Genomic DNA, 14,290 nt, shown 5'->3' with positions numbered 1-14,290 from the left:
CACTGGCCCTACTGCTACCTCCCCACGGGCGGAGACAGTAGGCGCACGCGCACACTTTTCCACAAAGGCCCGTATGCATCCGCAACGGGCCTTTTGTTTTGGGCGCCAGATTTTCAGTGTTGCGGGCCGAACCCACCCCCACCTGCAACTTCATTAGATCCAGGAGAGACGACATGGCTGACAAACTCATCATTTTCGACACCACATTGCGTGACGGCGAACAGTCGCCAGGCGCGTCCATGACCAAAGACGAGAAGCTGCGCATTGCCCGCCAGCTGGAGCGCCTGAAGGTCGATGTGATCGAGGCTGGCTTTGCTGCCAGTTCCAACGGGGATTTTGAGGCGGTGCAGGCCATCGCGAACGCGATCAGGGAGTCCACCATTTGCTCGCTTTCACGTGCAAATGACCGAGATATTTCCCGCGCTGCCGAGGCCTTGAAGGGTGCAGCCAATGCGCGCATTCACACCTTCATCGCGACGTCTGCACTTCACATGGAAAAGAAGTTGCGCATGACACCGGACCAGGTGATGGAGCAAGCCAAGCAGTCGGTGCGTTTTGCGCGCAATTTGGTGGCGGACATCGAGTTCAGCCCCGAAGACGGGTACCGCAGCGATCCGGACTTTTTGTGCCGTGTGCTGGAGGCCGTCATTGATGAAGGCGCCACCACCATCAACGTGCCCGACACCGTGGGCTATGCGATCCCCGAGCTGTACGGCAACTTCATCAAGACGCTGCGTGAGCGCATCCCCAACAGTGACAAAGCGATCTGGTCGGTGCATTGCCACAACGACCTCGGTATGGCGGTGGCCAACTCGTTGGCAGGCGTCAAGATAGGCGGCGCGCGCCAAGTCGAGTGCACGATCAACGGCTTGGGTGAGCGTGCCGGCAACTGCTCGCTTGAAGAAGTGGTGATGGCGGTCAAGACCCGCCGTGACTATTTCAACCTCGACCTCAACATCGACACCCAGCACATCGTGGCGGCGAGCCGCATGGTCAGCCAGACCACCGGCTTCGTGGTGCAGCCCAACAAGGCCGTGGTCGGCGCCAACGCCTTCGCCCACGCCAGCGGCATCCACCAGGATGGCGTGCTCAAGGCGCGTGACACCTACGAGATCATGCGCGCCGAGGATGTGGGCTGGAGTGCCAACAAGATTGTGCTGGGCAAGCTCAGCGGCCGTAACGCCTTCAAGCAGCGGCTGCAGGAATTGGGCGTGAGTCTGGATAGCGAGACCGAGGTCAACACAGCGTTTACGCGGTTCAAGGAGTTGGCCGACCGCAAGAGCGAGATTTTCGACGAAGACATTCTTGCACTGGTGAGCGATGAGAGCGTGACCAGCGAGAAGGAGCAGTACGGCTTTGTGTCGCTCTTTCAGCAGAGTGAAACGGGGGAGCAACCGCGCGCTCGCATCGTGTTCACCATTGATGGACACGAAGTGCGCAGCGAGTCCGATGGGAATGGGCCGGTGGATGCGTCGCTGAAGGCCATTGAGTCGCACGTCAAGAGTGGCGCCGAAATGGTGCTGTACTCCGTCAATGCCATAAGTGGTTCTACAGAAAGCCAGGGCGAAGTGACCGTGCGCCTGCAGAACAGTGGCCGCGTGGTGAATGGCGTGGGCGCCGATCCAGACATCGTCGTCGCGTCCGCAAAGGCTTACCTCAGCGCTTTGAACAAGTTACAAAGTAAAGCTGACCGGGTGGCAGCACAAGGCTGAGTATTGATTTTATAATTTCACTCACTTTCTGGGAAAGTCGCGCAAGTTATTGATCTTGCGAGACTTTTTTAGTTTCTGTACACTGCACAACACTTTTTACTGTTTGGAGCACTTTGATGCACCATGCCCACCGCACCGCAGTGAGTCGATTTTTCAAGCTTTTGGGCTGTCTCTTTGTGGGTGTCGCGCTGATTGCGCCCGCTGCCCATGCAGGCGAGCGAAAGAAGGCGTCAGCGAAAAAAGAGCAGGTCAGCTCTGTGAAGTCCAAGCGTGCTGTGGCTCCTCGAAAGACCGCAGCCAACACCAAGGCAGTTCGCATTTCCGCCAAGATGGCGAAAGCGCCTACCCGGGTTGCCTACATTCCTCCCAAGCTCTCGTTTGGGCAAATCGCAGGCCTGCACGAAATCACCGATCCGCTGGAACTCAAATCCAGCGTGGCTCTCGTCATCGACCAGGACACGCATGAGGTGTTGCTCAGCAAGAACGATCACGCCGTTTTGCCCATTGCCTCGCTGACCAAGCTGATGACCGGGATGATCATCTCTCAGGCCAATTTGCCGATGGATGAACCCATCACCATCACGCAGGACGATGTGGACACTGAAAAAGGCAGTCGCTCACGGCTGACGGTGGGGACTACGCTCACCCGCGGCGAAATGCTGCATTTGGCGCTCATGTCTAGCGAGAACCGCGCTGCCCATGCTTTGGGCCGCACTTATCCAGGCGGCCTGGGTGTTTTTGTGACCCAAATGAACACCAAGGCGCGCCTGTTGGGCATGACCGATACCCGCTATGTGGAGCCCACCGGGCTCTCCAGTCGCAACCAGTCCAGCGCACGGGATCTGGCGACGTTGGTTAACGTGGCTCACGGTGATGCATTGCTGCGCGAGCTGTCGACTTCGCCTGGCTATGAAGTGGCGGTGGGACAAAAAACTCTGCAGTACAACAACACCAATGGTTTGGTGAAGAACCCCACCTGGGAAATTGGCCTTCAGAAAACGGGCTACATCTCTGAAGCAGGGCGTTGTCTGGTGATGCAGACACAGGTCGCTGGGCGCAAGCTCATCATGGTTTTTCTCGACTCGGCAGGCAAATTCAGCCGTCTGGGTGATGCCGAGCGTGTGAGGCAATGGGTTGAGTCCATGCCTGTCCTGCCATCTTTGGCAGCTCCACTTCAAGCGGTTCGAGGTAACAACGGCTGAGCAGCGTTTGCTGGCGACGCGCTGGGGTCGCCCCGGGTGCTGTCTCCACATCGCGCAATGCGGATCGCTGCGGTTCTTCGGTAAAGCGAGACGACTGCGTTTGCAGCGCTGCTCATGGCTATCCCGCCATGCCATGTCTGCTGCTTTGGCGGTCCCTGGCGAGTAGTTGCCCGTGTCGGTTTTACCGGACCAGGCTCCGGTTGCTCCCGATCACATCACCAGGCGCGTCGGGACTTGCCACGTGGCCCAGCGCCACTGAGATCTCGCTGGCGGTCGCCTGAAGTTTTGGCAGCCAACCTTCGTCGAGCCGATCTGCAGGTGCCGAGATAGAGAGGCCAGCGACGAGCTTGCCCTGGTCGTCATACACGCCAGCTGCCATGCAGCGCACACCCAATTCCAATTCTTCGTTGTCGCGGGCGATTCCGTATTGCCGTGCCTTGGCCAGTTCCCGTTCAAGGATGGGGAGCTGGGTGATGCTGTTGCGGGTCTGGCCGGACAGGCCTGTGCGTGTCGCGTAGGCGCGTACGCGTTGGGGGTCGTCCAGCGCCAAAAACAGCTTGCCGGTTGATGTGAGATGCAATGGGGCACGTCCGCCAATTGCACGGACCACCTGCATGCCAGAGCGTTCGCTGTAGGCCCTTTCCACGTACACAATTTCATCGCCCTGGCGCATGCTCAGGTTCACGGGCTGCTGGATCAGCTTGTGCAGGTTGCGCATGGGAGTCAGTGCTGCATCGCGCACGCTCAGGCGTGCTTTGACGAGGTTGCCCAGTTCCAGGAGACGCATGCCCAGGCGGTAGCTGCCGGATTCTGGGCGATCCACAAAACGGCCAATGGTCAGATCGTTCAGGATGCGGTGCGTCGTGGAAGGGTGCAGGCCCGTTTTTTCGCTGATCTCTTTGAGCGAAATCGCCTCTTCGCGAGACGCCAGCACATCGATCAGCGTAAACATGCGCTCAAGCACTTGAACGCTGGGTTTGACGGGGATGCTGGGGTCGATTTTTTTCATGAGCGGCGATAGGGCAAGGGCCGCTGCATCTTACCTTGTGAAATGTGCCACCGCTTTGCGCCGAGTTCAGCCGCCTTGAAGTGTTCCCTCGCCTGTGCGCTGCCATTCTCCCTGGGTGCGAATCTCATTCGGATGAAAACGCGCCTTGTAATTCATTTTGGGACTGGCTTCGATCCAATAGCCCAGATACACATGGGGCAGGCCCAAGGAGTTGGCTTGGGCAATCTGCCACATCACGTTGTAGGTGCCGTAGCTGCAGTGGGGCTCGGGTTCATAGAAGGTGTAGACAGCCGATAGCCCGTCATCCAGCACATCCAGGATGGACACCATCTTCAGCGCCCCGGGTTCGCCTGACTCGTCGCTCTCGCGAAATTCCACCAACCGGGAATTCACGCGGCTTTGCAGCAAAAACTGGGTGTATTGATCAATGCTGTCATGGTCCATGCCGCCGCCCGCGTGGCGCCCGTTCTGGTAGCGCAGATAGAGCTGGTAGTGCTCAGGAACAAAACACAGCCGCAGCACCCGCGCTTGAAGGTTTCCATGCCGCACGGTCGAGCGTCTTTGGCTGCGGTCGGGCTTGAACTCGTTGACCAGCACCCGCAGCGGTGTGCAGGCCTGGCACCCATCGCAATACGGTCGGTAAGTGAACATGCCGCTGCGCCGGAATCCCTTTGCGACCAAGTCGGAGTACACATCGCTTTGAATCAGGTGACTGGGCGTGGCGACCTGAGACCGGGCCTGTCTGTCCGGCAGGTAGCTGCAGGGGTAGGGGGCCGTCGCGTAGAACTGCAGGGTCTGCAGCGGGAGGTCATTGAGTTGCGTCATGCCTTGGGCAGTGTGGATGGCAGCAGCTCGCTCCAGTATACGGGGTCAAACGTCCAGCGTGGAGCGGGTTCTTGGCGGGCACGCTCTGTGTCGATGAGGAACTGTGCGCGGGATATTTCCCGTCCGCCTAGTGAAGCTAGATGCTGCGTGTTCTGCTGGCAGTCGATCAGTTCAACGCCGTTGTGGCGGCACAGGCACACCAGTGCCGAAAGCGCGATCTTCGAGGCATCGGTCGCGTGGGCAAACATGGATTCACCAAACACGGCGCGGCCGAGGGCCACGCAATACAGACCCCCTATCAACTCGCCGTTGACCCAGGTTTCAATGCTGTGGGCGTAGCCCGCTGTGTGCAGAGCGGTGTAGGCGGCGATCATTTCGGGGACGATCCAGGTGCCCGCCTGTCCATCACGCTCTTGGGTGGCGCAAGCCGTGATGACGGCGTGGAAGGCGCTGTCTACCCGAATTTCGCAGCGTGGATTGGAGCGAAATGCCTGCAGAGTTTTGCGCAAGGACCGGTGGAGGCGAAATTCGGAAACCGGCAGCACCATGCGCGGGTCGGGCGCCCACCAAAGAATGGGTTGCCCAGGGCCATACCAGGGGAATGAGCCTTGGCCGTAGGCTGCACACAGATTTGGTACACCAAGGGCTCCTCCCGCAGCAAGCAGACCCGGCGCAGGGTCGTTCAAACCCCAGGCCGCAGTGGGGTGGGGCAGTGGGTCTTCAGGCTCCAGCCAGGGTAGTTGCGGCGGCACGGGGTGGTCGGTCAAAAGCACTATTGTCTGGCACGGTGGCAGGCGTTCCGCGCGACAGGCTGTGGGCCCAACAAAAAAGCCCTGCACCGGTGGGTGCAGGGCTTTTGAAGTGGCTCCTCGACCTGGGCTCGAACCAGGGACCTACGGATTAACAGTCCGGCGCTCTACCAACTGAGCTATCGAGGAACAAGACCACGATTATATACACAAAATGTGAGCGTTTTCCAGAAAACAGGGCTGCGTTTTGCGGGGCTTCGTTCCCCCCGCGCGCTTGCACTGCGCGCGTTATGCTGCGCGGGCTTCAACGCGAGCCGTTTCCGTTCACGCGTTTGCCACACCACGCTCCAAACCCCATGACTATCCACACCATCTTAAAAATGGGAGACCCGCGCTTGTTGCGTGTTGCCCAACCCGTGACGGCCTTTGACACCGATGCGCTGCACCTGCTGGTGCGTGACATGTTCGACACGATGCGATCCGTCAATGGTGCCGGTTTGGCTGCGCCGCAGATTGGGGTGGATCTGCAATTGGTGATTTTTGGCTCGGACGATCGCAACCCGCGTTACCCCGACCGTCCGCTGGTGCCGCCCACCGTGCTGCTGAACCCGGTGATCACCCCCCTGGGCGACCAAGAGGAAGAAGATTGGGAAGGTTGCCTTTCGGTGCCGGGGCTGCGTGGCAAGGTGCCGCGGTGGTCGCGCATTCGCTACACCGGTGTGGACCCGTTTGGCGATCCGATTGATCGCACCGTGGAGGGGTTTCATGCGCGGGTGGTGCAGCACGAATGCGATCACCTCATTGGCAAGCTCTATCCGATGCGGGTGCGTGACTTCACGCAGTTCGGCTTCACCGAGGTGTTGTTTCCCGAGATCAGCGCGACTGAGGACGACTGATACACGCGTGCAGGCGTGCGGCAAGAAGCACCGTTCTCGTTGCGTCTAGCTGATAGTGAAAATATTGATGAAATATGCCTCTAGCGCTTGATGGATAAGCGCTAGTAGCTATCAATAGGGAAGCAATATGCTGTACGCAGCACCTTTGCATCTGCTGCGCCTTTGCCCCCGCCTCAGCCGCGCATTCATCACGCCGACAGCTCGCGCAGCAGTTCTGTCTCAATCTGGATCTGGCGGGCGTTGTTCTGCAACTCGGGGCCTTGCACCAGGAAGGTGTCTTCCACGCGCTCGCCCAGCGTGCTGACCTTGGCCAGTTGCACGCTCAGGTGGTGTTGTGCCAGCACGCGGGCCACCAGGTACAGCAGACCGGCGCGGTCGCTGGCTGAGATGGCCAGCAGCCAGCGCTGGGCTTTTTCGTCGGGTCGCAGGGTGACGCGCGGCGCGACCGGAAAGCTCTTGACCCGGCGTGACACGCGTTTGCGTGCGGGCTCGGGCAGCGGGCCGCCTTCTTCGATCACGCGCACCAGATCGCTCTCCACCATGTGGGTCAGCTCACGGTAATGACCTGCCTGGTCGGCTGCGACCACCTGAAAGGTGTCCAGCGCGTGCTGGTTGTTGGCCGTATGGACCCGCGCATCCAGAATGCTGAAGCCTGCACGGTCAAAGTAGCCGCAGATGCGGGCGAACAGGTCTTCTTGGTCGGGCGCGTAGACCATCACTTGCAGGCCGTCGCCCGCCAGTGACTGGCGCGCACGCACCACGGGGCGCGGGGCGCCTACGTGGCGGGACAGGTGGCGCGTGTGCCAGGCAATGTCGGCGGCCTCGTGGCGCATGAAATAGCTCACGTCCAACGTAGCCCACAGGGTTTTGTGGGCTTCAAAGGGCAGGGCGCTCAGCGCCAGCAGCACCAACGCCTCGCGCTTGCGCGCCTCGATCTCGGCGGCGGCATCGGGTGCACGGCCGCCCAGGGTGCGCAGCGTGGCGCGGTACAAGTCCTCCAGCAGCTTGCCCTTCCAGGCGTTCCAGACCTTGGGGCTGGTGCCGCGGATGTCGGCCACGGTCAGCAAATACAGCGCGGTGAGGTAGCGCTCGTTGCCCACGCGGAGTGCAAACGCGGCAATCACGTCGGGGTCGCTCAGGTCTTCCTTTTGGGCGATGCGGCTCATGCACAAGTGTTCGCTGACCAGAAACTCGATGAGTTTGGCGTCTTCGCGGTCCACGCCGTGCTGGCGGCAAAAACGGCGCACTTCCACGGCGCCAATCTGTGAGTGGTCGCCGCCACGGCCCTTGCCGATGTCGTGGAAGAGTGCGGCGATGTACAGGATCCACGGCTTGTCCCAGCCGCCCGCTAGTTGCGAGCAAAACGGGTATTCGTGCGCATGTTCAGCCATGAAGAAGCGGCGCACATTGCGCAGCACCATCAGGATGTGCTGGTCCACGGTGTACACGTGGAACAAGTCATGCTGCATCTGCCCCACGATGCCCCGAAACGCCCACAGATAGCGCCCCAGCACCGAGGTCTGGTTCATGAGCCGCATGGCGTGCGTGATGCCCGACGGCTGCTGCAGGATGCGCATGAAGGCCGCCCGGTTGACCGGGTCGCGGCGGAAGGCCCCATCCATCACGCCGCGTGCGTTGTACAGCGCACGCAGGGTGCGGGCCGACAGGTCTTTGAGGCCTACCGTGGTCTGGTAGAGCAAAAACGTTTCGAGGATGGCGTGAGGGTCGCGCACATACAGGTCATCGCTCGCCACTTCGATCAGGCCCGCCTTTTCAAAGAAACGCGCGTTGATGGGCCGTGGCTCGTGGGTGGAGGGGTTCAGCCGCTCTTCGATGTTGAGCAACAGGATCTGGCTGAGCTGCGATACCGCCTTGGCGGCCCAGTAGTAGCGCCGCATCATGGTTTCGCTGGCGCGCATCGGCAGGCGCGACCCGTCGGGCGCTTGCGATCGGTAGCCAAACGATTCCGCCACGGCGGTTTGCAAGTCAAACACCAGTCGGTCTTCGTGCCGCCCAGCGGCTGCATGCAGGCGGGCACGTATGAGGCAGAGCACCGCCTCATTGCGTTCAATCTGGCGCACCTCGAATGCGGTGGCCATGCCGCTGGCGGCCAGTTCCTTCCAGTTGCTGCCCAAGCCCGCTGCCTGCGACACCCACAGAATCATCTGCAAGTCCCGCAGGCCACCGGGCGACTCCTTGCAGTTGGGCTCCAGCGAGTAAGGCGTGTTTTCGTACTTGTTGTGCCGCTGGCGCATTTCCAGCGTTTTGGCCACCAAAAATGCCTGGGGGCTCATCTGCTTGCGGTATTGGCGCTGAAACTCTGCAAACAGATCGGTGTTGCCGCAGACCAGGCGGGATTCGAGCAGCGAGGTCTGCACCGTGACATCGCGCGCGCTCTCGGCCAGGCATTCGGCCACCGTGCGCACGCTGGACCCAATCTCCAGCCCCGCATCCCAGCAACTGCCAATAAAACCTTCCAGTTGCGTGCGCAGCACCGTCCCAGCCTCGGGGGCCGTGCCATCCGGCAGCAGCAGCAGCACATCGACATCCGAATACGGAAACAGCTGGTCACGTCCAAAGCCGCCCACCGCGATCAGGGCCAGGTCGCTGGGCAACTCGGCCCGCTGCCACAGGGTTTGCAGCAACTGGCCCGCCAGCGTCGACAGCTTGCGCAGCAGCACGCGAATGCCACGGGTGGATGCCCCAGTGGCCTGCATGGCGGCCAGCAGGGCGGCTTTGTCGCTGCGGTAGGTGTCGCGCAGGGCATGGAGTTCGGTCATGGTCGAGGGGTGCGCGGTTTGTGCGCGGTTAGGGGGCCATGAAAAAAGCCATGCAAGAGTTGTGCGAGACCGTGGCGGTTGCGGTCTCGCAGGCGCCGTCAGGTGGCTGTGGCTGTCACAAAGGCCGGCAGCGGCGGGGAGCCTGCCGACAGCGTCATCACTTCATAGCCTGTTTCGGTGACCAGCACCGTGTGCTCCCACTGGGCCGACAGGCTGTGGTCCTTGGTCACGATGGTCCAGCCATCGTTGCCAAAGTCCTTCACCTCGCGGCGGCCTGCGTTGATCATGGGCTCGATCGTGAACACCATGCCAGGCACCAGTTCTTCGAGCGTGCCGGGGCGGCCGTAGTGCAGTACCTGGGGCTCTTCGTGGAACTTCTGGCCAATGCCATGGCCGCAGAACTCGCGCACGATGGAAAAGCCCTGGCCTTCGGCAAACTTCTGAATGGCGTGGCCGATGTCGCCCAGGTGGGCGCCCGGCTTGACCTGCATGATGCCGTGCCACATGGCGTCAAACGTGATGGCGGACAGGCGCTTGGCGGCAATCGAGCATTCGCCGATCAGGAACATGCGGCTGTTGTCGCCGTACCAGCCGTCCTTGGTGATCACGGTCACGTCCACATTGACGATGTCGCCCTTTTTCAAGGGCTTGTCATTGGGGATGCCGTGGCACACCACATGGTTGACCGAGGTGCACAGCGACGCAGGGTAGGGCGGGTAGCCGGGTGGCTGGTAGCCCACCGTAGCCGAAATCGTGCCCTGCTGGGCCATGCATTCGGCGCCCAGGCGGTCGATTTCTTTCGTCGTGATACCGGGCTTGATGTGGGGAGTGATGTAGTCCAGCACTTCGGAGGCGAGGCGGCAGGCCAGGCGCATGCCCTCGATGTCTTCAGCGCTTTTGATGGTGATGCTCATGCCGCAATTATCCCATTGCACTCCGGTGGCTGCAGCGGTGGGTGGTACGCCCGGTAAAATGTCGGGCTGTCCACCTGCCCAGGCCCACCGGTCTGGACCCCGGGTCGGCACCACCATCGACCCCTCACACCCCCAACAGGCCGCTACCGTGACCTTGCACATGACTACGCTGGCGGGCGGCAACGCCCTCAGCACCTTCCGCGCTCAGCAACTTCAACCCGCCCTGGAGGCGATCCACCCCAAGATCAGTGGCATTGCAGCGCGTTTCGTGCACCTGGTGGCGACCGATGCGGCCCCCACTCCCACTGAGCAGGAACGTCTGGCCGCGCTGCTGACCTACGGCGATCCGTACGCAGGCCCTGAAGATGGCGCCGCCCTCATCGTCACCCCGCGTCTGGGCACGCTGTCGCCCTGGGCTTCCAAGGCCACCGACATTGCCCGCAACTGCGGCATTGCCATTCGCCGGGTAGAGCGCATCACCGAATTCCGCATCAGCCTCAAATCGGGCTTGCTAGGCAAGACGCCCGAACTGACGCCTGAGCAACTGGCCCAGGTGGCGGCCTTGCTGCACGACCGCATGACCGAATCGGTGGTGGCCGACCGCAGTGCCGCCGCTGCGCTGTTCACCGAACTGCAGCCCGCGCCCATGGAGCATGTCGACGTGCTGGCCGGTGGCCCTGAACAAGGCAGGAAGGCACTCGAAGCCGCCAACACCCGCTTTGGCCTGGCGCTGGCCGATGACGAAATCGACTACCTCGTCAACGCCTTCACGGGCCTGGCTCGCAACCCCACCGACGTGGAGTTGATGATGTTCGCCCAGGCCAACAGCGAGCACTGCCGCCACAAGATCTTCAACGCCGAGTTCACCATTGACGGCGTGGCTCAAGCGAAGAGCCTGTTCGGCATGATCCGCAACACGCACCAGCTGGCGCCCCAGCACACGGTGATTGCGTATTCGGATAACGCCTCGGTCATGGAAGGCCATGAGGTGGAGCGATTTTTAGCCAAAATGGCCTCTGGCGCTTATCCATCAAGCGCTAACAGCTATCAAAAGAGTAGTGTCACCCAGCATGTGCTGATGAAGGTGGAAACGCACAACCACCCTACGGCTATCTCCCCGTTCCCCGGTGCCTCCACCGGTGCGGGCGGCGAGATCCGCGACGAGGGTGCCACGGGCCGGGGCTCCAAGCCCAAGGCGGGTTTGACGGGCTTTACCGTGGGCAAGCTGTGGGGCAGCACCGTCGGCAAGCCCGAGCACATCGCCAGCCCGCTGCAGATCATGGTCGAAGGGCCCCTGGGCGGCGCAGCGTTCAATAACGAATTCGGCCGTCCCAACCTGAACGGTTACTTCCGTGAATACGAGCAGGAAGTGGCTGGCGTGCAGCGCGGCTACCACAAGCCCATCATGATCGCGGGCGGCGTGGGCGTGATCGATGCCGGGCTGACCCAAAAGATCGAATTCCCTGCGGGCTCGCTGCTGATCCAGCTGGGCGGCCCCGGTATGCGCATCGGCATGGGTGGCAGCGCGGCCAGCTCCATGGCCACCGGCACCAACGCGGCCGAGCTGGACTTTGACTCGGTGCAGCGCGGCAACCCCGAGATCGAGCGCCGTGCGCAAGAGGTCATCAACCACTGCTGGGCGCAGGGCGCGGCCAACCCCATCCTCGCCATCCACGACGTAGGCGCGGGTGGTTTGAGCAATGCCTTTCCTGAGCTGACTAACGACGCAGGCCGTGGCGCACGCTTTGACCTGCGCGCCGTGCAGCTCGAAGAGTCGGGCATGGCTGCCAAGGAAATCTGGAGCAACGAGAGCCAGGAGCGTTATGTGCTGGCCATTGCGCCCGAGTCGCTGCCGCTGTTCCAGGCTTTCTGCGAACGCGAGCGTTGCCCATTTGCCGTGATCGGCACGGCCACCGAAGAGCGCCAACTGGTGCTGCACGACCCGGCCGCCACCGCAGACGACCAGAAGCTGCCCGTGGACATGCCCATGAACGTGCTGCTGGGTAAGCCGCCCAAGATGCACCGCGACGTGAAGACCGTGGTGCGCGAATTCGCACCGATGGACTTGACGGGCGTGCCGCTGCAAAAGGCCGTAATCGACGTGCTGGCCCACCCCACGGTGGCGTCCAAGCGGTTTCTCATCACCATTGGTGACCGTACCGTGGGGGGCCTGAGCCACCGCGATCAGATGGTCGGCCCCTGGCAGGTGCCCGTGGCCGATTGCGCCGTGACTTTGGCCGACTACAAGGGCTTTGCGGGCGAGGCCATGAGCATGGGCGAGCGCACGCCGTTGGCGGCTATCAACGCGCCTGCATCTGGCCGTATGGCCGTGGCCGAGGCGCTGACCAATCTGCTGGCCGCGCCGATTGAGCTGCCCCGTGTGAAGCTGTCTGCCAACTGGATGGCCGCCTGTGGCGAGCCTGGCGAAGACGCCGCGCTGTACGAAACCGTGAAGGCTGTGGGCATGGAGTTGTGCCCCGCGCTGGGCATCAGCATTCCGGTCGGCAAGGATTCGCTGTCCATGCGCACGCAATGGAACGAAGGTTCAGACAAGAAAAAGGTCACATCACCCGTCAGCCTGATCGTGAGCGCGTTTGCCTCGCTGTCTGACGTGCGCGGCACGCTCACGCCACAACTCGACGCCGCCGAAGCCGACACCACACTGGTGCTCATCGACCTCGGCAAGGGCCAGAACCGCATGGGCGGCAGCATTTTGGGCCAGACGCTGGACCAAAGCGGCGACGTGGTGCCCGATGTGGACGACCCGCAAGACCTGGTGAACCTCGTCAACGCGGTCAACGCATTGCGCGCCAAGGGCCAGATCCTGGCTTATCACGACCGCAGCGATGGCGGTCTGCTGGCCGCCGCAGCCGAAATGGCCTTTGCGGGCCATGTGGGCGTTGCGCTCAATGTCGACCTGCTGATCACCGAAGGCGACGGCATCAGCGACAGCCGCATGGACACGGGCGATGCCAAGAACTGGGCGGGCCAGGTGGGCGCGCGCCGCGACGAACTCACCTTGAAAGCCCTATTCAATGAGGAGCTGGGTGTGTTGCTGCAGGTCCGCACTGCAGAACGCAACGACGTCATGCAAACCCTGCGTGACCACGGTCTGTCCAGGTTCAGCCACTTCGTTGGCAAGACGCGCCCTGCGTCGTCCGAGATTGCCGCGGGAAAGGGCGAGCTGCAGGTCTGGCGCGATGCCAAGGCTGTGTTCAGCGCGCCGCTGACCGACCTGCACCAGGTGTGGGATGCCGTGAGCTGGAAGATCTGCCAGCAGCGCGACAACCCCGCCAACGCCGATGCCGAACACGCCGCAGCGGGCGAGCCCACGGACCCCGGCATGCACGTGCACCTCACGTTCGATCCGTTGGAGAACGTGGCCGCGCCGTTCCTGAACCTCGCCAAGCCCAAGGTCGCCATCCTGCGCGAGCAGGGTGTGAACTCGCACATCGAGATGGCCTACACGTTCACGGAAGCAGGCTTTGAGGCCTACGACGTGCACATGACCGACCTGCAGACTGGCCGCGTCAAGCTCGAAGATTTCAAGGGCGTGGTCGCCTGTGGTGGCTTCAGCTACGGCGATACGCTGGGCGCGGGCATTGGCTGGGCGCGTTCCATCACCTTCAACCCCGTGCTGGCCGCGCAGTTCCAGGGCTTCTTTGGCCGCACGGACACCTTCGGCCTGGGCGTGTGCAACGGCTGCCAGATGTTTGCCGAGCTGGCGGACATCATCCCCGGCGCGCAAGACTGGCCGCGCTTTACCACCAACCAGAGCGAGCGTTTTGAAGCCCGCCTGTCGATGGTGGAAGTGCTTGAATCCCCCAGCCTGTTCCTGCAGGGCATGGCGGGCAGCCGCCTGCCGATTGCCGTGGCGCACGGCGAGGGTTATGCCAACTTCAAATACCGCGGCGATGCGGCCAAGGCGATTGCTGCCATGCGCTTTGTGGACAACCACGGCGCAGCGACCGAGCAGTACCCGTTCAACCCCAACGGCAGCGCAGGCGGCTTGACGGCAGTCACCACGGCGGACGGCCGCTTCACGGCCATGATGCCGCACCCCGAGCGCGTGTTCCGCAATGTGCAGATGAGCTGGACCAGCGAAGACCGCAGCCAGCTGAGCCCGTGGATGCACCTCTGGCGCAATGCGCGCAAGTGGGTGGGTTGAAAATGATCTGAGGCGCTGCGCACAGGCGCATGCTG

At 62.1% G+C, this 14,290-nt stretch carries 9 protein-coding genes and 1 tRNA gene; 4 read left to right on the top strand and 6 right to left on the bottom strand.

Going from position 1 to position 14,290, the window contains the following annotated elements:
* Positions 1-173: 173 nt before the first annotated feature.
* On the top strand, positions 174-1,712 hold the full coding sequence (locus ACK41V_RS07630) for a 2-isopropylmalate synthase (protein WP_409780104.1): 1,539 nt from the start codon (positions 174-176) through the stop codon (positions 1,710-1,712).
* A 116-nt stretch (positions 1,713-1,828) separates the two neighbouring features.
* Positions 1,829-2,914, top strand: a complete 1,086-nt coding sequence (locus ACK41V_RS07625; RefSeq protein WP_409780101.1) for a serine hydrolase — start codon at positions 1,829-1,831, stop codon at positions 2,912-2,914.
* Positions 2,915-3,095: 181 nt separating this feature from the next.
* On the opposite strand, the gene ACK41V_RS07620 is transcribed toward ACK41V_RS07625, so the two are convergent.
* The 4 genes from ACK41V_RS07620 to ACK41V_RS07605 all read right to left on the bottom strand — a co-directional run bounded on the left by ACK41V_RS07620 (position 3,096) and on the right by ACK41V_RS07605 (position 5,686).
* Positions 3,096-3,923, bottom strand: coding sequence for an IclR family transcriptional regulator (locus tag ACK41V_RS07620; RefSeq protein WP_409780098.1), 828 nt, complete (start codon positions 3,921-3,923; stop codon positions 3,096-3,098).
* A gap of 66 nt (positions 3,924-3,989) precedes the next feature.
* A complete protein-coding gene (locus ACK41V_RS07615) occupies positions 3,990-4,748 on the bottom strand; it encodes an arginyltransferase (protein WP_409780095.1) in 759 nt (252 codons plus the stop codon).
* Positions 4,745-5,500 carry a leucyl/phenylalanyl-tRNA--protein transferase gene (gene aat / locus ACK41V_RS07610; protein ID WP_409780310.1) on the bottom strand — a complete coding sequence of 252 codons (756 nt, stop codon included), beginning with the start codon at positions 5,498-5,500 and terminating at the stop codon, positions 4,745-4,747. Before aat ends, ACK41V_RS07615 begins: the two co-directional genes overlap by 4 nt.
* 110 nt (positions 5,501-5,610) lie before the next feature.
* Positions 5,611-5,686: transfer RNA gene (locus tag ACK41V_RS07605), tRNA-Asn, on the bottom strand.
* Positions 5,687-5,853: 167 nt separating this feature from the next.
* Between ACK41V_RS07605 and def the strand changes: the two genes are divergently transcribed.
* On the top strand, positions 5,854-6,393 hold the full coding sequence (def, locus tag ACK41V_RS07600) for a peptide deformylase (protein ID WP_409780092.1): 540 nt from the start codon (positions 5,854-5,856) through the stop codon (positions 6,391-6,393).
* A 188-nt stretch (positions 6,394-6,581) separates the two neighbouring features.
* On the opposite strand, the gene ACK41V_RS07595 is transcribed toward def, so the two are convergent.
* Entirely contained in the window at positions 6,582-9,173 is a 2,592-nt protein-coding gene (locus ACK41V_RS07595; RefSeq protein WP_409780091.1) for a [protein-PII] uridylyltransferase, read from the bottom strand.
* A 98-nt stretch (positions 9,174-9,271) separates the two neighbouring features.
* Positions 9,272-10,087, bottom strand: coding sequence for a type I methionyl aminopeptidase (map, locus tag ACK41V_RS07590; RefSeq protein ID WP_409780088.1), 816 nt, complete (start codon positions 10,085-10,087; stop codon positions 9,272-9,274).
* Between the two features lie 148 nt (positions 10,088-10,235).
* Between map and purL the strand changes: the two genes are divergently transcribed.
* On the top strand, positions 10,236-14,255 hold the full coding sequence (purL, locus tag ACK41V_RS07585) for a phosphoribosylformylglycinamidine synthase (protein WP_409780307.1): 4,020 nt from the start codon (positions 10,236-10,238) through the stop codon (positions 14,253-14,255).
* Positions 14,256-14,290 lie beyond the last annotated feature (35 nt).

The organism is Acidovorax sp., from assembly GCF_046291265.1.
Lineage (GTDB): Bacteria > Pseudomonadota > Gammaproteobacteria > Burkholderiales > Burkholderiaceae_C > Acidovorax.
The sequence above is the reverse complement of the archived record's forward strand: the minus strand, read 5'-3'. Positions and strand labels throughout refer to the sequence as shown.

Excerpts from the sequence above, each read along its gene's own strand:
- ACK41V_RS07630 (WP_409780104.1), top strand. The coding sequence starts at position 174 with ATGGCTGACAAACTCATCATTTTCGACACCACATTGCGTGACGGCGAA.
- ACK41V_RS07625 (WP_409780101.1), top strand. The coding sequence starts at position 1,829 with ATGCACCATGCCCACCGCACCGCAGTGAGTCGATTTTTCAAGCTTTTG.
- ACK41V_RS07620 (WP_409780098.1), bottom strand. The coding sequence starts at position 3,923 with ATGAAAAAAATCGACCCCAGCATCCCCGTCAAACCCAGCGTTCAAGTG.
- ACK41V_RS07615 (WP_409780095.1), bottom strand. The coding sequence starts at position 4,748 with ATGACGCAACTCAATGACCTCCCGCTGCAGACCCTGCAGTTCTACGCG.
- def (WP_409780092.1), top strand. The coding sequence starts at position 5,854 with ATGACTATCCACACCATCTTAAAAATGGGAGACCCGCGCTTGTTGCGT.
- ACK41V_RS07595 (WP_409780091.1), bottom strand. The coding sequence starts at position 9,173 with ATGACCGAACTCCATGCCCTGCGCGACACCTACCGCAGCGACAAAGCC.
- map (WP_409780088.1), bottom strand. The coding sequence starts at position 10,087 with ATGAGCATCACCATCAAAAGCGCTGAAGACATCGAGGGCATGCGCCTG.